Annotated in this window: 18 protein-coding genes; 4 read left to right on the top strand and 14 right to left on the bottom strand. The window is 60.2% G+C overall.

Going from position 1 to position 18,606, the window contains the following annotated elements; genetic code table 11:
* Window positions 1-60 precede the first annotated feature (60 nt).
* The 11 genes from JKL46_RS18455 to JKL46_RS35215 all read right to left on the bottom strand — a co-directional run bounded on the left by JKL46_RS18455 (window position 61) and on the right by JKL46_RS35215 (window position 10,420).
* A complete protein-coding gene (locus JKL46_RS18455; RefSeq protein ID WP_201835694.1) occupies window positions 61-1,752 on the bottom strand; it encodes a peptide ABC transporter substrate-binding protein in 1,692 nt (563 codons plus the stop codon).
* A gap of 35 nt (window positions 1,753-1,787) precedes the next feature.
* A complete protein-coding gene (locus JKL46_RS18450; RefSeq protein WP_201835693.1) occupies window positions 1,788-2,738 on the bottom strand; it encodes an ABC transporter permease in 951 nt (316 codons plus the stop codon).
* Window positions 2,735-3,688, bottom strand: coding sequence for an ABC transporter permease (locus JKL46_RS18445; protein WP_201835692.1), 954 nt, complete (start codon window positions 3,686-3,688; stop codon window positions 2,735-2,737). Before JKL46_RS18445 ends, JKL46_RS18450 begins: the two co-directional genes overlap by 4 nt.
* Window positions 3,689-3,692: 4 nt before the next feature.
* On the bottom strand, window positions 3,693-4,637 hold the full coding sequence (locus tag JKL46_RS18440) for an ABC transporter ATP-binding protein (protein WP_201835690.1): 945 nt from the start codon (window positions 4,635-4,637) through the stop codon (window positions 3,693-3,695).
* Window positions 4,634-5,647 carry an ABC transporter ATP-binding protein gene (locus JKL46_RS18435; protein WP_201835681.1) on the bottom strand — a complete coding sequence of 338 codons (1,014 nt, stop codon included), beginning with the start codon at window positions 5,645-5,647 and terminating at the stop codon, window positions 4,634-4,636. Before JKL46_RS18435 ends, JKL46_RS18440 begins: the two co-directional genes overlap by 4 nt.
* 111 nt (window positions 5,648-5,758) lie before the next feature.
* Window positions 5,759-7,120, bottom strand: a complete 1,362-nt coding sequence (locus JKL46_RS18430; RefSeq protein WP_201835679.1) for a CapA family protein — start codon at window positions 7,118-7,120, stop codon at window positions 5,759-5,761.
* Window positions 7,121-7,491: 371 nt separating this feature from the next.
* Window positions 7,492-7,746: an FCD domain-containing protein gene (locus JKL46_RS18425; RefSeq protein ID WP_201835677.1), complete on the bottom strand. Its 255-nt coding sequence runs from the start codon at window positions 7,744-7,746 to the stop codon at window positions 7,492-7,494.
* The gene (locus JKL46_RS35645) at window positions 7,701-7,910 is read right to left on the bottom strand and encodes an FCD domain-containing protein (protein WP_246529388.1); all 210 of its coding nucleotides are present in this window, start codon (window positions 7,908-7,910) and stop codon (window positions 7,701-7,703) included. The genes JKL46_RS18425 and JKL46_RS35645 overlap by 46 nt, the downstream gene beginning before the upstream one ends.
* A gap of 117 nt (window positions 7,911-8,027) precedes the next feature.
* Window positions 8,028-8,279, bottom strand: a complete 252-nt coding sequence (locus JKL46_RS18415) for a hypothetical protein (RefSeq protein WP_201835833.1) — start codon at window positions 8,277-8,279, stop codon at window positions 8,028-8,030.
* A 126-nt stretch (window positions 8,280-8,405) separates the two neighbouring features.
* Window positions 8,406-10,073: a bifunctional metallophosphatase/5'-nucleotidase gene (locus tag JKL46_RS18410; protein WP_201835675.1), complete on the bottom strand. Its 1,668-nt coding sequence runs from the start codon at window positions 10,071-10,073 to the stop codon at window positions 8,406-8,408.
* A 110-nt stretch (window positions 10,074-10,183) separates the two neighbouring features.
* Window positions 10,184-10,420: a hypothetical protein gene (locus tag JKL46_RS35215; protein WP_246529387.1), complete on the bottom strand. Its 237-nt coding sequence runs from the start codon at window positions 10,418-10,420 to the stop codon at window positions 10,184-10,186.
* Window positions 10,421-10,744: 324 nt separating this feature from the next.
* Here JKL46_RS35215 and JKL46_RS18400 point away from each other — a divergent pair, with 324 nt between their 5' ends.
* Window positions 10,745-10,933 carry a hypothetical protein gene (locus JKL46_RS18400; protein ID WP_201835673.1) on the top strand — a complete coding sequence of 63 codons (189 nt, stop codon included), beginning with the start codon at window positions 10,745-10,747 and terminating at the stop codon, window positions 10,931-10,933.
* Window positions 10,934-11,119: 186 nt separating this feature from the next.
* Here the strand turns inward: JKL46_RS18400 and JKL46_RS18395 are convergent, their stop codons facing one another.
* Window positions 11,120-11,728: a GNAT family N-acetyltransferase gene (locus tag JKL46_RS18395; protein ID WP_201835671.1), complete on the bottom strand. Its 609-nt coding sequence runs from the start codon at window positions 11,726-11,728 to the stop codon at window positions 11,120-11,122.
* A 1,159-nt stretch (window positions 11,729-12,887) separates the two neighbouring features.
* Here JKL46_RS18395 and JKL46_RS18390 point away from each other — a divergent pair.
* The 3 genes from JKL46_RS18390 (at window position 12,888) to JKL46_RS18380 (ending at window position 17,295) form a co-directional block, all read left to right on the top strand.
* Window positions 12,888-13,511 (top strand): SGNH/GDSL hydrolase family protein, encoded by a 624-nt coding sequence (locus tag JKL46_RS18390; protein ID WP_201835669.1) that lies wholly within the window; start codon window positions 12,888-12,890, stop codon window positions 13,509-13,511.
* Between the two features lie 1,724 nt (window positions 13,512-15,235).
* Window positions 15,236-15,952, top strand: coding sequence for a response regulator (locus JKL46_RS18385; RefSeq protein ID WP_201835667.1), 717 nt, complete (start codon window positions 15,236-15,238; stop codon window positions 15,950-15,952).
* Window positions 15,949-17,295, top strand: coding sequence for an ATP-binding protein (locus JKL46_RS18380; protein ID WP_343074076.1), 1,347 nt, complete (start codon window positions 15,949-15,951; stop codon window positions 17,293-17,295). Before JKL46_RS18385 ends, JKL46_RS18380 begins: the two co-directional genes overlap by 4 nt.
* Window positions 17,296-17,321: 26 nt before the next feature.
* Here JKL46_RS18380 and JKL46_RS18375 read toward each other — a convergent pair whose 3' ends face one another.
* Both JKL46_RS18375 and JKL46_RS18370 read right to left on the bottom strand, forming a co-directional pair.
* Window positions 17,322-17,810 carry a transposase gene (locus JKL46_RS18375; RefSeq protein WP_201835817.1) on the bottom strand — a complete coding sequence of 163 codons (489 nt, stop codon included), beginning with the start codon at window positions 17,808-17,810 and terminating at the stop codon, window positions 17,322-17,324.
* Entirely contained in the window at window positions 17,740-18,354 is a 615-nt protein-coding gene (locus JKL46_RS18370) for a winged helix-turn-helix domain-containing protein (RefSeq protein WP_201835664.1), read from the bottom strand. The genes JKL46_RS18375 and JKL46_RS18370 overlap by 71 nt, the downstream gene beginning before the upstream one ends.
* Window positions 18,355-18,606 lie beyond the last annotated feature (252 nt).

Here is an 18,606-nt window from a genome sequence, read left to right as displayed (position 1 = left end):
AACTTCATCCAGCTCCAACACTTGGCCGATCGTCAGCAGGCATGCCGTGAGTTTTCTACCCTACTTGCGCTCCCACTCCTCAGCCCAGATCTGCAACGGGTCGAGTGTCCCCTGCCGGAAATTGACCAGGTCGGGCACCGCAACATAGGCGCGCGGGTAGAAGTACAGCGGCAGCATCGGCAGATCCTCCGCAAAGATCTGCTGCACCGTTCCCCATGCCTTCTTGGCGGCAACGGGATCGAGAGACATTTCCAGCTCTCCGAGCGCCTTGTCCATGGCCGGGCTTGCATAGGCGGAGAAGTTGTTACCGACACCGTTGTTCTCTGCCTTCGGAATGGCATCGGAACCGAGCGCAATGCGGGGAGAGACGGACGGCGAGAAATCGATCGACGACATGATCAGTGCCTTGAACTTCCTCTTGCGCGCCATTTCGCCATTGAATTCCTGCAGCGGCACAAAGTTGTTCTTGATCTCGACGCAGACCTCTTTCATCTGGCTCTGGATGACCTGAGCGATCTGTTCTCGTGTCTGGTTGCCCGCAGTCGACACCAGCTCAAGCGAAAGGCGATCACCCTTTCCGTTGACGCAGATCCCGTCACGGCCCGGCTTCCAGCCTGCCTTCGCAAGCAGATCCTTGGCCTTGGCCGCATCGTACTTATAGATCGTCATGTCCTTGTTGTAGAACGCATTCTGATCACTCAGGATGCCGTGCGCCACCGGCTGCAACCCGCCGAACAGCTCGTCGCTGATCGCCTTCCGGTCGATGGCATAGAGCAGGGCCTGACGCACCGACTTGTCCTTCAGGATCGGGTTGTCGAAGTTGGCCGCGATGCGCTCCAGATTTGTTCCGTAGGCGAGGTGGTAGGTGAATTTCTTCGGTTGCTGTGTCCGTAGATCGAGCATCTGCGAGAAGCTGATGCCGCCGGGGCTCACCGGCACCGCATCGACCGCACCGGCAAGAAGGTTCTGAAGCAATGCCGAGGAGTTGTCGCGATAGCTCAGCACGATGCGCTGCAAATGCGGCTTGTTGCCCGACCACTTCGGATTGGGCGTGAACACGATGCGCGTACCGATTTGGTAGTCGCTCAGAAGGTAGGAGCCATTCCAGAGACCGGGATTGGTCGGCTGCGTGTTGTAGAGTGACTGTTTCACGTATGTGTCGAGGGTCGGATTGGCCGCATAGACTGGTCCCTCTAGATGCGCTGGCAGAACCTGATCCCACGAATTGTAGCTCGAAAGGATCTGGGGAAGCGTCAGAACGACGGTCCGGTCGTCGACGACTTCCAGCTCCGAGGCGCGGTCCCATGCATTGTAGTTGGAGAAACCGATCTTCGGATCGCGCCCCATCTTCCAGGTGAACTCAATGTCCTTGGACGAGACCGGAATGCCGTCGCCCCATGCCAGCCCCTTCTTCAGAACGAGCGTCACCTTCATGCCCTTTTTCCCATCGGGAAGGTCGACGATCTTCGCAAGGCCGTTCTCGATCGTCGGAAGCGTCTCGCAGAGGATGCACTGGTTCTCGACATTCTCGTCGAAGGCCGTGATCGGCCTCAGCGAATAGTTGATGACCAAGCGCTTGGTGTTGTTGACCTGGACCAGTGGATGAAAATTCGTCAGGAACTGTAGCTGGCCCACGACGAGCTGGTTTTTGTTGGGCTGCGCCGTCGCCGCGGACGACCCGGCAGCGGCGATGAGGGATCCCGCCAAGACGGCTCTGGCGAATGACAATGAAACTAACTGCATCGACTTCATTTTTTCCTCCCTGAAGTTCTGTTTATCGCACGTGATCAATGCGAACCTGAACCTGTCTCCGCGCGCGGGTCGAAGGCAGATCTCACCCCGTCGCCAACGAAATTCACCGCCATGACGGTGGTGAAGATGAGAAAGCCGGGGTAGACGGCGAGCATCGGGGCCGAGATAATCAGCTGCTGCGCATTGGTCAGCATGTTGCCCCAGGTCGGCGTCGGCGGAACGATGCCGAACCCGAGAAAGCTCAGTGTCGACTCGAACAGAATGATGCGGCCGACCGAGAGGGTCATCGCAACGATCAGCGGCGTCGCAATGTTCGGCAGGATATGAACCAGGACATTGTAGCGGGCCCGGGCACCACTCACGGTCGCAGCCCGCACGTAGTCGACATTGCGAACCGTTATGGTGCCTGCGCGTGCGATCCTGGCAATCGTGGTCCAGTCCACGAGCGCGATGATGATCACGATCCTCAGAAAGACCACCGTCGGCGAGGAGGCAGAATCCTGACTCAGACCAATTTTCGTGAGGTCCACGGCCCCAAGGACGATCAGAACCGGGATCAGCGGCAGAGCGATGATGCAATCGGTCATGCGCATGAGAATGTTGTCGAACCGCCCTCCGACGTAGCCGGCAATCACACCGATCGCGATCCCGATGACCGCCGTGATGAACGTGGCCAGCAGGCCGACCGCAATCGAGACTTGACCGCCGTAGAGCAGGCGCAGAAGGACATCCCGGCCGAGATCATCGGTGCCGAGCCAGTGCTGGGCGGATGGCGGGCGAAACCGCCGCAGCAGGCTGGTCGCGTTGGCATCGAGGCCCATCAGATACTCAATCGGCCCCGCCATCGCACAGGCGGACGCCAGAAGCAGAATGAACACCAGCGACACCATCGCAAGCTTGTTGTGGCGGAACCTCTCCCAACGCTTCCTCCAGACCGAGTTGTCACGGGTGAGTGTCGAGACGTTTGACAGGGTCGCGGTGCTCATTTCAGGACAATCCTTGGATCGAGCCAGGCATAGGCAAGGTCGGCCAAGAGGCTCGACAGCAGGGTGACGATGGTCGCCAGCAGGAGACCGACGAGTGCCAGGTTGAAATCGATGTTGCTGACGGCGTCGTAGATGATCTTGCCCATGCCAAGCATGCCGAAGATCGTTTCGACCACCAGGGCACCTGAGAACAGGGACCCAAAGCCGAGCGCCAGCACCGTCACCATTGGGATGAGCGCGTTGCGCAGCGCATGTCGGATAATGACCGCGCTTTCAGACAGGCCCTTCGCGCGTGCCGTTCGGACGAAGTCGGAGTTCAGCGTCTCGATCATCGAGGCGCGGACGTAGCGCACCAACGGACCGACATGAAAGAATGTTAGGACGGTCACGGGCAGTATCATATGGACGATCTGCTCACTCAGCGAGGCATCGCCCATCAGCGGCGTGCCGCTGGCGGGGAGCCATCCCAGTTTGACCGAAAACACGATGATGAGGATGAGGGACGTCCAGAAGCCGGGAAGGGAAATGCTCGCGAAGGCGAACAGGCTGATCAAGCTGTCCGTCCAGCCGCCGGGCCTGCGCGCCGCGAGCGCCCCGAGCAGCATGGCCAGCGGAATGCTGATAATCTCGGTCGCCACGAGGAGCTTCGCCGTCTGTACGATCGCGGGCCCCAGAACCTCGAGGACGGGGCGGAAATAAACGCTGGAATAGCCGAGATCGCCATGCAGCGCCGAATAGAGCCAGTGTCCGTAGCGAACGTAGACCGGCTGGTCGAGCCCGTAGAGGGCCCGCATCTGCGCCATGGTGTCCGGCGTGAGCGACGGATTGCCTTCGAGCATGTTCTCCACTGGGTCGCCCGGCATTAGCCCGATCAGCATGAAGAGCAGCAGCGACATCACGAGAATGACGAGGACGGCTTGGAGAAGACGCGATACTGTGTATCTCAACATCGGCTCAATCCTTGAAATGACAGGCAGACAGCTGCGTCGGGCGGCCCGGCGCCGGCAACAGCTGGGGTCTCGTCTCGCGGCAAATGGCCTGGGCGCGCGGGCAGCGGGTGTGAAAGACGCAGCCGGAAGGCGGAGCAAGCGGCGACGGCATCTCGCCTCTCAGGATCTGCTCCTTCTTCCGACGCCCTTTCCCAATCCGCGGTACAGCGGCGAGCAGAGCCTGCGTATAGGGGTGGCTTGGTGTGGCGAAGAGATCATCGCGCGATGCGACCTCCATCAGCCGCCCCAGATAAAGCACGGCGACCCGATCAGCCAGATGGCGAACAACGCCGAGATCGTGGCTGATGAAGAGGTAGCTGATCCCGTGCTGCTGCTTGATGTCGTCCAGGAGGTTGAGAACCTGACTCTGGATCGAGACATCGAGGGCTGACAGAGGCTCGCCGGCGACGATCATCTCCGGTTCTGCGATCAACGCCCGCGCGATCGCGATCCGCTGGCGCTGGCCGCCGGAGAACTGGTGGGGATAGCGGCCAGCCGCTTCCGGGGGAAGTCCGACCTGGCCCAAAACTTCGGCGGCCCTGGCCAATCTCTCCTTCGCTGACACGCCCTTCAGCCGTAGGGGCTCGGCGACGATCTCGCCCACGATCATGCGCGGATCCAGGGCGGAGAAAGGGTCCTGAAAGATCACCTGCACCGGAGGAGATCCATCGGCATTTCGTTGACTGCTGCCGAACGTGACAGTGCCGGCCGTTTGCTTCCGCAGGCCTGCCACGACATACCCCAACGTGGTCTTTCCGCTTCCGCTCTCCCCGACGAGGGCCAGGGTCTCGCCCTTCGAGACCGTGAGCGACACGTCATTGACGGCCTGCAGGATGGTCTTGGGCTTCAGAAACCCGCCATCCAGAGGAATATCGACACTGATACGATCGAGCGTCAGAAGTTCGGTCATGATCCAACCTTGTGGCAGGCTACGTGATGACCCGGCGCGACCTCGACGAACTCCGGCTCCGTCCGGCGGCATCCCTCGTCCGCGCGCGGGCAGCGCGAAGCGAAGCGGCAGCCGACCGTGATGCCGGAGGTTACGCGGCCGGGAATGACGTACAAGCGCTTCACCTGCTTGTCAGGATCGGGCAGGGTCGCGATCAGGCCCTGCGTGTAGGGATGCAGCGGATTGGCAAACAGGTCGTCGGAGGGTGCATATTCGACAGCCTTACCGGCATACATCACCATGATCGAATGGGCGACCTCGGACACGACCGCCAGATTATGGCTGATGAATTGTATCGACATCTTCGCCTCGTCCTGAAGGGTCAGCATCAGGTCGAGGATCTGCGCCTGGATCGTGACGTCGAGAGCCGTGGTCGGCTCGTCGGCGATCAGAAGCCTAGGCCGGCAGGCGAGCGCCATGGCGATCATGGCACGTTGGCGCATGCCGCCGGAAAGCTGATGCGGATAGTCCTGGGCCCGCCGTGCCGGCGACGGAATTCCGACCGACGCGAGAAGCTCGACGGCCCGCTTCTCCGCCTGTCGCCGGGAGAGCTTCTGGTGCTTGATGAGAACCTCCCCGATCTGACGGCCCACCGGCATGACCGGATTCATGGCAGTCATCGGTTCCTGGAAGATCATCGCGATATCGCGGCCTCTCAGCTGCTGCCATTGCCGCTGGGAGAACGAGACGAGATTGCTGCCATTGAAATCGATCGTGCCATCGACCTTCCCGCCACCTGAAACCAGACCGAGAAGCGCAAGAGAGGTCATCGTCTTGCCGCAGCCGCTCTCGCCGACGATGCCGAGCGTTTCCCCACGGGCAATGGAGTAGTTCAGACCTCTGACAATCTGGACAGGACCCGCTGCGCCGGGAAACGTGACGGTGAGATCGCGGACATCCAGCAACGGCGACGGACTTGTGGCACTCGCGACGGTGCGCGCACCGGCAACTAATTGCTCAGCGTGCTGCATGCGTCACCTCCCTTTTCTACGATGTCCTTGGCACAAAACCGCGTCAGGCCATCTGTTTTGATTGTGCGGCTTGTGGGGGAGAAGATCCGCCACAAGCCGCCGTTTCAGGACTTAAAGCTCGACGATTCCGACGCCGTTCCGGATCTCGATATAGGTTCCAAACGGTTCCGACAGGCGACGGTAGCGTTCAAGGATGCGCACGGCGTCCTCGCCCTTCGCCGCCATCGGACGCCCTTCGGTGAGATGATGCTCGCCCTTGCCCGTCCGGCGGGTCTGATTGGCTTGACCGGAGGAGTCGCGTCCCATCTCCACCGGATGCAGGAGGATGCGCTTCACTCTCTGGGCGTCCATCTCCAGCTGAACGATGGCGGAGCTCCACCAAGTATCAGACGGCGTATCGAGTCCCGGATGGAGCGGGTGGGCAGCCGGCGTGAGCATCGGCAGCCGGTCCACGTCGTGTCCCCAGGCATCGTAGCTGTCGTAGGGAACGCGCTGAATGAACTCGGACTGGGCGAAGAAGTTTCCGAGGCCGTAGAAGATCGGCTTGCCGTTGTAAATCTCGATGCCGAGCGTGCGATGCCAGCCGTGACCGACATAGATGTCGGCACCACCATCAATGGCGGCACGAGCGAACTGCTGCACGAATTTCGGCGGCGTGTCGCCGCGCGGGCCATCCGAGACGCTGAAATGATGCGCGACGATGACGAGGTCCGCCATCGATTGAGCCTCATCGATGGAACGCAGGTTGCGCTCGAGGTCCCTCTGATGGCAGCGGCTGATGATCTCGCAGCGGTCGCCGACGAAGAAGGAGTCGGGATCGCCCCATTGCTGCGCCCCGGGGATCTGAATACCGAAGGAGCCTTCCCTGCCATGCTTCGGCGGTTTCGCGATGTTGAGCTTCTGCGCGAAATCCTTGAGGTTTCTGGCCGTCTGCTCGTCGATCATGAATTCGAAGCTCAGGCGAAGTGGGTTGACGCCGGGCCGGCCGCGCAGCGCACCTTTCGGATGGCTGGCCCACATGAAGTGCTGGTTGCCGGAGCTGGCGGAGACGAGCGCAACGCGGCCGTTTTTCTTCTCGACATAGCCAGGCTCGCTCGCCGTTTCGAGATCGGCGCCGGTTCCCGCCGTGACGATGCCGGCGGCCTTCATATGCTTCTTCGTGGCCAGGAGTCCCTCGGCGCCAAAGTCGAAGCTGTGGTTATGGGCCGTCGACATGATGTCGAAGCCGGCCCACCTCAGATCCTTGGCGATCTCGGGATCCGCCATCATGAAGCTGCCGATGCCCTGGCCGCGCGCCGGCCATTTGAGCTCGTCGTAATCGGCAAAATTCATCTCGAGATGGCCGTAGGTAACGTCGGCATCCTTCAGCAACTCGCCTACCTTGAGAAAGTCGGGCTCGTCGTGCATGGCGAACGGGCGGTTCAGCATGCATTCGCCCGCCAGCGTCACTTTCCAATTGCGCGGTGTCGTCATAAATCCTCCCTGGCCCGGCGCGTTGCGCGTCACTGCGCGACGCGATGCCTTGCCGCATTCGCCGATGATGTCTTGAGTTCAAAACACGTCTCAACGAGACCCGCCGATCCGGTTCCCGTGCAGTTCGAACGTAACATGCAGGGGGGGTATTACTAGGTTTGCAATTTGCCTTTCAGATATATCAATTTGATATAAGAGCCTGGACCGGTTGGCGTCACTTCGCATCAGGTCGGTCTGCCATTGCTAGGTGCCTTGGCGGGTGTGGAGATCCACTCTTGCCCTCGCCCCAGTCGAAGCACGTGGACCCAAGCGGCAAGCCAATCCACAGCGGATGGGAGACCATATTCTTCCATGAAACGGCCGGAGAGCAGTCAGGCGATCGCGGATTTTTCCCGCAATTTAGCCTCATGCGCAGCAACGACATGCGCGCGGGCGGTCGCCCTCGCCCCATCGGCATCTCCGCGCTCGATGGCCTCGACGATGCGGCAATGTTCGTCATGGGCCGCCCTGGCCCGGGTCGGGCTGTGAAGATTGGTCGATGAAATAAGCATCATTCCGTCGCGCAACACATTCAGAGATGTTACAAGATAACGGTTCTGCGCGGCGCCCGGGATTGTCTGATGCAAGGTATGGTCAGTCGGCCCAGAAGGGACGGGCTGTCCAGAAGCTCCGCCTCCTCATCCACGATCAGCCGCATCAGCCTCACCTCGGCCATCGATGCGTTGCGGGCTGCCAGCCACGCGGCGGTTCCTTCCAACTCCTGCCGCATGAAATACAGCTCGTCGATCATCTGCGGATCCAGCTCCGCCACCCGCAGCCCTTTCTGGATGGAAGCTCAGGAGCCCCTCGACCTCCAGCCGCCGCAAAGCCTTGCGCACCCGCGTGCGGCTGACACTCCGCCGCGTCGCTACATGACGCTCGCGCTGGCGGCGCCGGGTATGAAATGCCCCGAGCGAATAGCTTCGCGGATCTGGGAATAAACCCAGTCCGGCAACGACTTATCCGGATCGCGAGAGCGAATGACTTTTGATGGCTCAGCTTCCATCCTGACCCGATGCCGGGCCACCACGGCCGCGTTGAAGAACACGTACGCCGCATCGGTCGTCGCGGTGGCCAGCACGACGCCCAAGGCAATCAGCGGATCAATCTGGAAGCTCATTGCCAGTCCTCCTGGCCGGGATCATGTTGGATCCTGCCAATGCGATCGACCGGCCCATTCGCAGCATCGCATGCGAGCGATTGGGATGCCGTCCCAGGGAACATCGCCTGGTGCAGGTTCGAACCGTCAGTTCAAGCGCTTGATGCGATCTAGAGGCCCTGGCGCAATCGGGCTGTTGCCGGCGAAGTAAGCGCTGAATGCGTCCATGTCGGAGGGGCCGTACTGCAGGTTCTCGCCCTGCTTCAGCCCTGAAAACCCATCACCGCCATCGGCCAGGAAACTGTTGACCGTCACGCGGTAGGTCATGTCCATCGCGACGGGGCGGCCATTGAGCGTGATGCTGTCCGCGAGAACACGATCCCCTACGGATCGAGCATTGTCCCACGTGTAAGTGAAACCCTTCGAGACCTGCAGAATGCGAGGCTTGGACTGGTCTGTCCACTGCTGCTCCAGCAAGGCTTTGATCTGGGTGCCGGAGAGATCCATCGTCACCAGCGCGTTGCTGAAGGGCTGGACGGCGAAGAGTTCAGCATAGGTCACCTTGCCACCCTCCTTCTTGAGGAGATCCGTTCGAATGCCGCCCGGGTTCATGAAGGCGATCACGGCCTTTCCGTCTCGTTCCGTCGAGGTCGCGGCCAGCTGAGTGTCGGCGATCACGTCGCCGAGTGGCGTTTCGCCAGTCGGGGTATCGACCTTGCTGAGGGAGGCCGCCAAGACACCGACAACCCGGTTGGCCAGGGGCGCGACAAGCTTCTGGTAATCCTGCAGCAATGCCGTTTGCTCGGGATCCCTGGCATACATGTCAGTTCGGACGATGACGTTGTCCGCCTTGGAGACCACGACATCGCGCGTGGCCCGGTCGATCTTCAGGCTGATGCTGGTCACGAGCGTGCCGAATTTGTCCCCGCTCGTGACCAGGCGGTCATCGATCCGGCAATTGTAGGCTCGATGCGTATGGCCGCTGATGACGAGATCAACTGCCCTGTCGATCTTCTTGACGATCTCGACGATGGGGCCGGAGATGCCAGGGCACTCGTTGTAATCGCCCGTGGGAAAGCCGCCTTCGTGGATCAGCACCACGATGGCCTCGATCCCCTTGGCGCGCAGTTCCGGTACGAGGGCATTCACGGTCTCTGCTTCGTCCTGGAATGTGAGGCCGGCCACGCCTGAGGGCATCACGATGCTGGGCGTGGCCTTCAGGGTCAGACCAATGAAGGCGACAGGAATGCCCTCAAACTCCTTGACGGAGTAGGCCGGCAAGATCGTCTTGCCGGTGGCCGTCTCGACGGTGCTCGCAGCCAGATACTGGTACCCCGCTCCTTTGAAGGGGTGCGGTCCGCGGCACCCATCCTTCGGATGGCAGCCGCCGTTCTGCATGCGCAGCAACTCATCCTTGCCCTCATCAAACTCATGGTTGCCGACCGCCGAGGCCTCAAGACCCATCAGGGACAGAGATTCCACGGTTGGCTCGTCATGGAAGAGGGCGGAGAGTAGCGGACTGGCGCCGATCAGGTCGCCGGCGGCCACAAAGATCGAGTTCCGGTTGGCGCCCTTCAGCTGCTTAACGAGGGTCGCCATGGCTTCCGATCCTCCAGCAGGTACCGCAACCTGCTTAGCGGAGTCGTTGGGATCGCGGATTCTAATGCCGCCAGTGGGCGGCTCGAGATTGCCGTGGAAGTCATTGATCGCCAGGATCGAGACATCCAGAGGGACGCTCACGCTCTGAGCGAAGGCCACCCCGGAGCCCAGGAGAACGAGGTGGGCTGCCACGGCGAGAAGCGAGAACGGTTTCATGAGGGAGCCCTCGAAGCCTTGTTGTCAACGGGGGAACACTGGCCCCAAACCGGTCACGATCACGACGCCGCTAATGACCTGCCGCGTATAGTCCGGCACGTTCGACAGGCTCATAATACTGCCGATGATGGCAAGCGTAAGGGCGCCGAGCAGGGTATTGAACCGCCCACCATAAGGCTGGCGCTGCCGATCACCACGGCGTCAATCGCCTGGAGTACTGCGCCGACACCGCCGTTCGGCGCGCCCATGCCGGTGCGCCAGGCCGCGATGAGGCTCGGCACGGCTGCGAACCTGCCCGAGATCGCGTAGACCAAGAAGACGTACAGGCCCGTTGGAACGCCCGACAACCGCACCGGCCTCGCTATGTGAGCCGACGGCTTTGATAAGCCGCCCAAAGCTGGTGAAGTAGAGGACGAAGGATGCCGCGAGCCACGCGCCTGCGTCATGAACTCCACCTATGGCGACGATTGCCACATCAAACCCGACGGCGAAGTGTTGGCGACCGGCCTGACGCCATTGGGCTGTTCGCTGCCCAATTGGCCCGCGCGGGCAGCGTTACACGGTGCGGGTACGGCGCTGCCCGCGATCGCGTCCGCCTTGATCTCGCGGAACGTCTCGGCTCCGTTGTTGCTGAGGCACGAACTACGGACGCGGGCGGACCCTACGATCGCGTGATCGAGTGCTCGGGTTCTTCCTTCGGCGCGGCCGACGCAATGTGTGACCTCACCAAGGGTGGCCGCCTGCTGCAGATGGGCATCCTGGGATATGACGCCGAATGGCCTTACGACCTCGTGATTTATAAGGAACTGCGCATCTCGGTGGCTTCGCCACGACACCGGACGCATGACAACGAGGCATGACGCCAAGGTGGAAGCGAGCCGTCGAACTGGCCCGCTCGTGACCGAGGTGGCCCCGTTTAAGGACTGGCGCCATGTTCGAGCGTAGCATCGCGGCCGAGGGCGGTAAGTTCGCATTTAACCCGCGACGAGGCTGAAGGCGCCGCGGGATCTCGGCAGCATCGCACCGCAGTATGGCATCAGGAAAATTCAGCTTGGCGTTGGCGTGACCTTGGCATGGAAGATACCCTTGCACCTCGCGCTGATGTACGAAAATAAAGGGTGTCTTAAGCCAATAACAATGGCCATCCCTACGGTCTTGAATCCGATCCGCCGAAGAGCCTTCAAGGACGGCTGATTGTGCACCTCAACGTAGCTCACCAGCCCCCTGTATTTTTTCTCCTCCATCAAGGCCTGAAAGGCACAGGTGACGCCAATGCCGTATAATCGTTGCCCACGAAACGCGGGAGCCGTGAAGGCCTTGTACATATAGATGTAATCAGGATGAAAGGTGGCAACCAAGCCATCCCGGAGCGGCGTCGGGACGGTCGAATACCACGTATAGGCCCCTAACGTTCCATCCTTGACATAGGCGTAGCACCGGTCACCGCGTGCGAACGCTTGATCCAAGAAAGCCTCACCAAGCAGAAGAAATGGATCGGCTTGGCTGAAGTACCTGAGTTGATCGTAGCTGAGGAAGCTCCAATAGCCGTTCCAGTCTGCAACCAGGCTCCACTCCACATCTTCCAAGAGTAAGACTTTTACCTCGAAGCACAACGCCAGGATGACATAATTGATTGCGCGATAGGCCAAATGCACTATGGTCTCGGTCAGACCATGATGCCGCAGATATCTGCGAGTACCGGCTCCGATGCTTCGCCCTTGCCTTCGCACGCCCGCGCCCTCACGACTTGTCATCCGTATCAACGTGGGCTAGCAACTGAGCCAGCGTGTCGTGACCAGCCCCACGAACTTGGCGCAATCTATCGCGCCTCAATGGCTCGATTGTTTCAGAAATGTTTCGCGTTCGTTTCTCCCATGGCATGCTGAGTAACGTGAGTGGTGACCTAAGAAAAAAGCATGAGCGCGCACGGCGCAGTTCCGTTGCTACTGAAGGTCTCGTAGTTGCTTTAACCCCGCGGTATGTCAGCTCCCACTACGAGCTTCAAGAGTCCGACTCCGAGGAGCAGCGGCCCCTGGTGCGCAAAGCAACATCGAATTTTTTGCTCAGGAAGTACTCCAGGACCGCCGACACACTTCATTCTTGCTCCCGCATCGTAAGCATTCCGCGATGGCCCTTACGCGAAACAATCACACCGTGGTTGCACGGAAACGCAACACGCGCCTGTAGGGGCGTTACTGCAGCGGGCGTAAGCCAGCCGAATGTAGCACCAAGTAGCCATCGACTGACAGTGGATATCCAAGTGCTGCAGCGCTCCAACGTGTTGCACGACTCACAACAAAGCCCTGGTTCTGGAGTTCTCAGCGATAGGCGCGCGCCCTGCAACACCTCGATTCGCTGAGAATGTGAGCCGTATTACCCGCAGATCCAGGACCTGCCTGGGCTGGAATATTCAGTGTCTTCACACGGACATAGACGCGAAACATTCCTGAAATCACCGAGCCAAACAATCATACTAAATGACGTAAGGACCACGCGCCCTGCCATGTCCGTGTGGTCTCTCGTTGTCCCAGTACCGACAACGTTGCCTCTTGAGCCTGCCCTTCCACGGCAGGGCTCCCTTTTCCGATTGAGTTGGATTGCATGGAAATGAGCGATTATGTCAGCGGCAAGAGGCATGTACCTCGAGCCAGGTTCTTTGGCCCTCGTCTGCTTCGGCCCATCCTAAGCCATGGAGCCGGACTACGCTCTTCTCCCGGACGCTTACGCGGATGGCGACCTCTACTTCGCAATGTCATCCTCGTCAGTGGACTTGTCGCGACGGGCGGAGGGACTGGCTGGGCACTTAGTGCGTACATGTCCAAGGACGACTTCAATGCCCGGGCCTATTCGCGCCTTCGAATCCCTGTCGTCAACGCCCAAATGCGTGACGTTGCCCCTGGGTTCATTCTGTTTGCAGGCGACAGTCACATCGACTTGTACCGGCAACCGAGCAAGCTTTGTGACAGAGACACGATCAACGCCGGGGTGAGCGGGGCAAATGCTGCTGTCTATACAGCTGCAATTAAGAAGCTGAAACTCCCTTCCAAGGCGGCAGCTGCGGTTCTGGTGATCGGAACCAATGATCTCCTTCGAAAGGCGACAGTCGACTCAATCAACTATGAGCGCAAGATTGAGACGCTTCTAGATGCCCTAAAAGTAAAGGCCGAGTTTGTCTTTGCAACCGCGATTCCTCCGGTTGCGGAAGAGAAAGCTACGGACTTCGATGTCGGCGGTATTGAGACTTACTCTAAAGTAATAGCTCGTGTATGTGGCCGCTTGGAGAAATGCAGCTTTCACGATCCCTACGAAGGTCTCCGGCGTGAAGGCACATTCGGCATTGCCAAGAACGGTGTCACGATCGATGGAGTGCATGCGCGATCATACCGCGAAATTTACGAACAGCTGCCACTTTGTGACGTCATTCCGCGTACGCGTTGAAGCAGAGGCGGAGCCTCTCGGGCCGCCTTTAGCAGCTAGCCGGAGTATTGGGTGCCGTTTGAGCCCTCAGGGCGGTATCACATCGATGATGAAGCGGAACTGATCGGCGGTCATGCGACCGATTGTGGCCAGATCGCACAGCGCATCAGAACAGGGCGGCATCATCGTCGTTAATCCACAAGTCGACTGTTACCCCTCGCGCAGGAAGTAGGATAGTCGTAGCTCTGACAGCTCTTGCGAGGTCAAGCGTTTGTCGCCTGTAGTAATCGGGCCCACGTTCCAGAGCCGAGATAGGAGCGTGCCTCCCTCCAGAGGCTCTCAGGGGAAAGACATTCGTGTCGTGTGCATCCGCTTGCTCACTCGAGCTGTAGACGGACCAATCACCTGTTTCTAGTTCAATGAGATGTCCCATATTCGCGATCTCGGCTGAATTGGGTCTGCAAACTGACTGCGCGGATCAGCGCTGATGTCTGGAGAGGGTTCTTCCCCTGATCAGAGGGATTCTCCTCCGGGGAAGCCTGTGCCTCTTCACGCGATGCGCGCTGGGGTCTATCGCCCTCAACGTGTTCTGAAGGCCCTGTCTATGATCGGAAGGACCGCCTCGACACAGGCTTTCGTGGAGTCATTGTCTTCGCACTTGATGTCAATGGCTACGTCACCCTTATGGAGTCGCAGCATCGCGCCCTTCGACAGAGGCGGCGGTGGAGGAAGATGTCCAGGCAATCCCAAGCCGTGTGGTAGGCGCGGCATGAACGGCCCAGACTTCTGATCCCTGTCAGGCCTCTGTTGCTCGGCTGAGGGCTCATCGGGTCCAGGGGGATCGGCCTGTGGGGTCTGGGCGAAGGCGAGACCGGATGCAAAGAATGCAAAAGCAGCGAAGGCAAGTGCGGGTTTCATGGTCAATCCTCTGGGGGTGATGTCAGTGGATACCGCTGATGCCGCCCAGCATGATGAACCGCTCGTTACGTTATTGTTTCAAAGTGTAACCGGCGGCATAGCCTCTACCGTCCAACGGTGCTCTCAGCGATATGCCGACGATGGACGCAAAAACGGCCAGGTCAATGATGCCATACCCTTAGCGGAGCTGAGGCTCCATATCAGGGGTCCCTTCTTCGCCTATGGCTCAACTTTGACGGCTGCAGGATTGTGGGTGCTTGCGGCCAATCCAACCTGAGCAACGCTACAGGCGGCATGGCAGCCCCAATTCTGTTTCTGATTGTTTCTGACGCCCGGAATGCAACCGTTCTGAAACAGAATGCGGAGATCGGGAGACAGTGGGGAAACGCCTATCGAGCATAGATCTTCCCGTATCGAAGGGAGATTGTAATGGTTCCGATAGACAAGCCCGTCAGGAAGGCGACATTCGCCGGACAGCCCTCGGACTTGCCCAGCAATCTTGCAGAACTGGTCAACCGAGCGGACCAATTGTCGACTGAGCGTGGCTCTCGGATTGGGGTGCACCACAGCCCAGGCTTGGTGACTGGGACGCTGCTTTTCGTCCTATTGCTTGCAGCTTTACTCGGTTTATTCGTCGGGCTTCGACTTGTCAGCGCGAGCTCGGCCATAACAATGGTCGGCCTTTCGCCGACACTGGCTCATCGAGCCAATACTCAGATCGCCTATGACACGGATCCTTGTTCGCGGACCATGGATAAAGACCCGCTCCCAGAGAGGGGCTGAGCATGTTAGTGAAGGAAAATAACCATATTTCTCAGAGAGTACCCATGGCGGCCCAGCCTCATATTCTGATCGTTGAGGATGACAGGGAGATCAGCGCCCTCGTCTCGCGCTACCTGCGCGCGAATGAATGCCGGACCTCATCTGCCACCGACGGTCGTGAGATGGACAAGATCCTGGCCGAAAGCCGGGTCGATCTGATCGTCCTTGATCTGAACCTGCCTGGTGAGGACGGCCTGAGCATCTGCCGACGTCTGCGCGCCGAATCGAACCTTCCGATCATCATGCTGACGGCAAAGGGTGAGGAGATCGATCGCATCATCGGCCTAGAGATGGGGGCCGATGACTATCTGCCTAAGCCGTTTAATCCCCGCGAGCTCCTGGCCCGCATCAAGGCCGTTCTCCGGCGTAAGTCAGCGGAGGTCGTGACTTCCAATCCGGCTAACTCCATTTTGACCTTTGCTGGCTGGCATCTCAATTTCGGTCTCCGGGAGCTGACTGACCCGAATGGCGTCAAGGTCACCGTGACGGGGGCTGAGTTCGACCTGCTCCATGCCTTTTGCGAGCGGCCGGGCCGCATCCTGTCTCGGGACCAACTGCTGGACTTGACCCAGGGCAGGTTCGCCGGACCTTACGAGCGCAGCATCGATGTTCTGGTCAGCCGCCTGCGTCAGAAAATAGAAGCGGACCCTCGAGAGCCTCAGATTATCAAGACGGTCCGCTCCAGCGGCTATCTCTTTACCCCTGAGGTCCAGCGTCGATGATGCGCTTGAAGAAGCTTGTCCCGGCCACCATCACGGGACAGATCACACTCCTCGTGATCATAGCCGTGGGGTTGATGCACCTGTCAGCGACCATTCTGTTTGCGCTTGATCAGAAGAGTGGTCCGATGCAAGGACCATCCGTTACCCGGTTCAAGAACTTTGTTCAGGTTCTTGACCAAGTCCCACGCGAGATGCGCCCCCAGATCATCGCAGCCATCGCGGCAGCTGATCCGGATCTTCACATCGGGGCCGGCAGGTCGACTGATCCGTTGGATGTGGCTCAGGATCACCCGCCTTTGTCTCTGCTTCGAGAAATGCTCGGCTCGCGCTATTCAGTCAGCGCCGCTCCAGGACACGAGGCTTCGCGCGGAGACGCTGAGCCTGCCAACGTCATCGTAAGATTGCCTGATGGAGATCTGGTAACCGCTCGCCTTACTCCGCCCGGTCGCCTTCTCTCCGGCCCATCCGGAGCAGTGATTGTCACGCTCTTGTTCATTGCCTGCAACGTCGGGCTTCTGTCCTTTTGGGCGGCACGGAGCCTGACGACGCCCCTCACCCGCTTTGTACGGGCAGCGGAGAGCTTCTCTGTGGACCAGGATCCTGCTCCTTTGCCCGACAGTGGCCCCCAGGAGATCCGCATGGCTGCACGGGCGCTGAACCGCCTGAGGGATCGCATTCGAGGTATGGTCGAGGATCGGACTCGGATGTTGGCAGCCGTCAGCCATGATCTGCGTACGCCGATCACGCGACTACGTCTGCGAGCCGAGTTCATCGAGGATGGGAGCATTCGTGAAGCGACCTTACGCGATCTCGACCAGATGGCCGCGATGGTCCATTCCTCGCTCTCCTACCTGAGAGACGGACAGGCGTCGCAGGACCGAGCAATCGTCGACCTTCCCAGCCTTCTTCAGACAAGCGTCAACCAGTTCACCGACGTCGGAAAGCAGGTCGTTTATGAGGGACCCAGACACCTCCCCGTCCGACTGGATGCGAGCGAGTTCGTGCGTGCCTTGACCAACCTTGTTGAGAATGCGGTGAAGTTTGGCACGCATACCGTGGTCCGGCTAACCAGGACGGGAGACGCTCATGTCCAAGTCGATGTGATCGACAATGGTCCCGGCATCCCCGAGTCCGAACGTGAAGCCATGCTGCAGCCCTTTGCGCGCGGAGACGCAGCCCGCTCTCTCAACAACGCCGAAGGCTTCGGCTTAGGCCTGTCCATCGCCCAGGCAGTAGCAGAGGCCCATGGAGGGACGCTATCGCTCCTCGACGCACACCCCACCGGTCTGATTGCGCGCATTCGTATTCCTGCCATCATGGATGGTTCTACCATCAGCGCATGACTTGGACCCCGGCAGCCTAATGATCTTCACGGAAGGCCTGCAACAGAGAGACCTGCGTGCCGAAAGAAGCGGACGATCATCTCGGGGTGACGTTTGAGGCGGCCGAACTCGCGACGGGCGAGCCGATGCAGGTCGTCGACTGATCCGGGCAGAGCGTTGGCCATGGCGCGCTTGATGAGGGCATTGCACGGCTCTTCCGGATTCAACTCGGGGGCATAGGCCGGCAGATAGGTCACCGCATAGTCGTGCGCATGCGACGCGATGAAGTCCGTTGTCGCCCGTGAGCGGTGCGCGTTGAGCCGGTCCCAGATCACCAGCAAAGGCGTGCCGATCTTGCGGCGGACATAGCGCAGGGCCTGGATCACACAGCAGCTTGAGATGGAGGTGCGGAAGTGGCGCGCATACAGACGTCCGTCGGGCGTGACCGCCACGATGCTCGACACCTCACGCTGTTTGCTCACCCGCCGCCGCACCGGGGTCAGCCCGCGCCGCGCCCAGGTCGTGCCCGGCCGGATCCGGAAGCTGTGGCCGGTCTCGTCCCAGAGGACAAGGGTCCGATGCTCTCGGCGCGCCTTTTTTCAACGCCACCCAGTCGCGCTTGGGCCAGAGCGCGATCACCCACTCATCGCGCTCCCTCGCCCGTGTGGCCGGGCGCTGCACGCTAAACCCATGCGCTTTGAGGGGCCGTTCCAGGTAACGGGGATGATAATGCACCCCGAACGCGCGCTCGATGAGAGCGGCGATGCGCCCAAGCGTCCACCGTTCGGTGGCAAAGCCCGCCGCCACGGCCCCCCGATCTAGCAGCCGGCCCAGCCGCGTCCAGGCTTTCTCATCGAGGCGGGGCGATGGTGCCGGGATGGGGCGCGCTGCCAGACCGTGCGGGCCCTCCTGGGCGAGGGTGGCGGCCCAGCGGCAGACGCTGGCACGGCTGACCCCCACATGTCGGGCAATGTCTGCTTGAGAGAGCTGTCCCTGGCGCAACAGCGTCGCGGCCACCAGGCGACGCTCCTCCATCTGCTCCGACGTCAAATGCGTCGGTCGCCACACGTTGCCTTCCATCGCGCACCTCACGATGATGGACACCGCCCTATGTTACACCTGTCACGTGAAGATCAATAGTTGGGATGGGCCTGTCCGGTACGTCGATCATGACGATCCTGGGACCCATGGGTGTGTCGCTGACGCTTTCCCACGCAGTAGTCGGTGACCCCTAACGAGCCAGATCCGCTCCACTGGGTTCAGCTGAGGTGACGCCGGCGGCAACGGCAACAGCGTGATTGTCTCTGGCACACGCAAGGCCCGCGCGTCGTG

Origin of the sequence: Microvirga zambiensis WSM3693 (genome assembly GCF_016735695.1) — a bacterium.
GTDB classification, from domain to species: Bacteria; Pseudomonadota; Alphaproteobacteria; order Rhizobiales; family Beijerinckiaceae; genus Microvirga; species Microvirga zambiensis.
The sequence above is the reverse complement of the archived record's forward strand: the minus strand, read 5'-3'. Positions and strand labels throughout refer to the sequence as shown.

Excerpts from the sequence above, each read along its gene's own strand:
- JKL46_RS18370 (WP_201835664.1), bottom strand. The coding sequence starts at position 18,354 with ATGGAAGGCAACGTGTGGCGACCGACGCATTTGACGTCGGAGCAGATG.
- JKL46_RS18445 (WP_201835692.1), bottom strand. The coding sequence starts at position 3,688 with ATGTTGAGATACACAGTATCGCGTCTTCTCCAAGCCGTCCTCGTCATT.
- JKL46_RS18385 (WP_201835667.1), top strand. The coding sequence starts at position 15,236 with ATGGCGGCCCAGCCTCATATTCTGATCGTTGAGGATGACAGGGAGATC.
- JKL46_RS35645 (WP_246529388.1), bottom strand. The coding sequence starts at position 7,910 with ATGATCGACGAGCTGTATTTCATGCGGCAGGAGTTGGAAGGAACCGCC.
- JKL46_RS18390 (WP_201835669.1), top strand. The coding sequence starts at position 12,888 with ATGTCCAAGGACGACTTCAATGCCCGGGCCTATTCGCGCCTTCGAATC.
- JKL46_RS18380 (WP_343074076.1), top strand. The coding sequence starts at position 15,949 with ATGATGCGCTTGAAGAAGCTTGTCCCGGCCACCATCACGGGACAGATC.
- JKL46_RS18430 (WP_201835679.1), bottom strand. The coding sequence starts at position 7,120 with ATGACGACACCGCGCAATTGGAAAGTGACGCTGGCGGGCGAATGCATG.
- JKL46_RS18435 (WP_201835681.1), bottom strand. The coding sequence starts at position 5,647 with ATGCAGCACGCTGAGCAATTAGTTGCCGGTGCGCGCACCGTCGCGAGT.
- JKL46_RS18455 (WP_201835694.1), bottom strand. The coding sequence starts at position 1,752 with ATGAAGTCGATGCAGTTAGTTTCATTGTCATTCGCCAGAGCCGTCTTG.
- JKL46_RS18410 (WP_201835675.1), bottom strand. The coding sequence starts at position 10,073 with ATGAAACCGTTCTCGCTTCTCGCCGTGGCAGCCCACCTCGTTCTCCTG.
- JKL46_RS18440 (WP_201835690.1), bottom strand. The coding sequence starts at position 4,637 with ATGACCGAACTTCTGACGCTCGATCGTATCAGTGTCGATATTCCTCTG.
- JKL46_RS18450 (WP_201835693.1), bottom strand. The coding sequence starts at position 2,738 with ATGAGCACCGCGACCCTGTCAAACGTCTCGACACTCACCCGTGACAAC.
- JKL46_RS18415 (WP_201835833.1), bottom strand. The coding sequence starts at position 8,279 with ATGAGCTTCCAGATTGATCCGCTGATTGCCTTGGGCGTCGTGCTGGCC.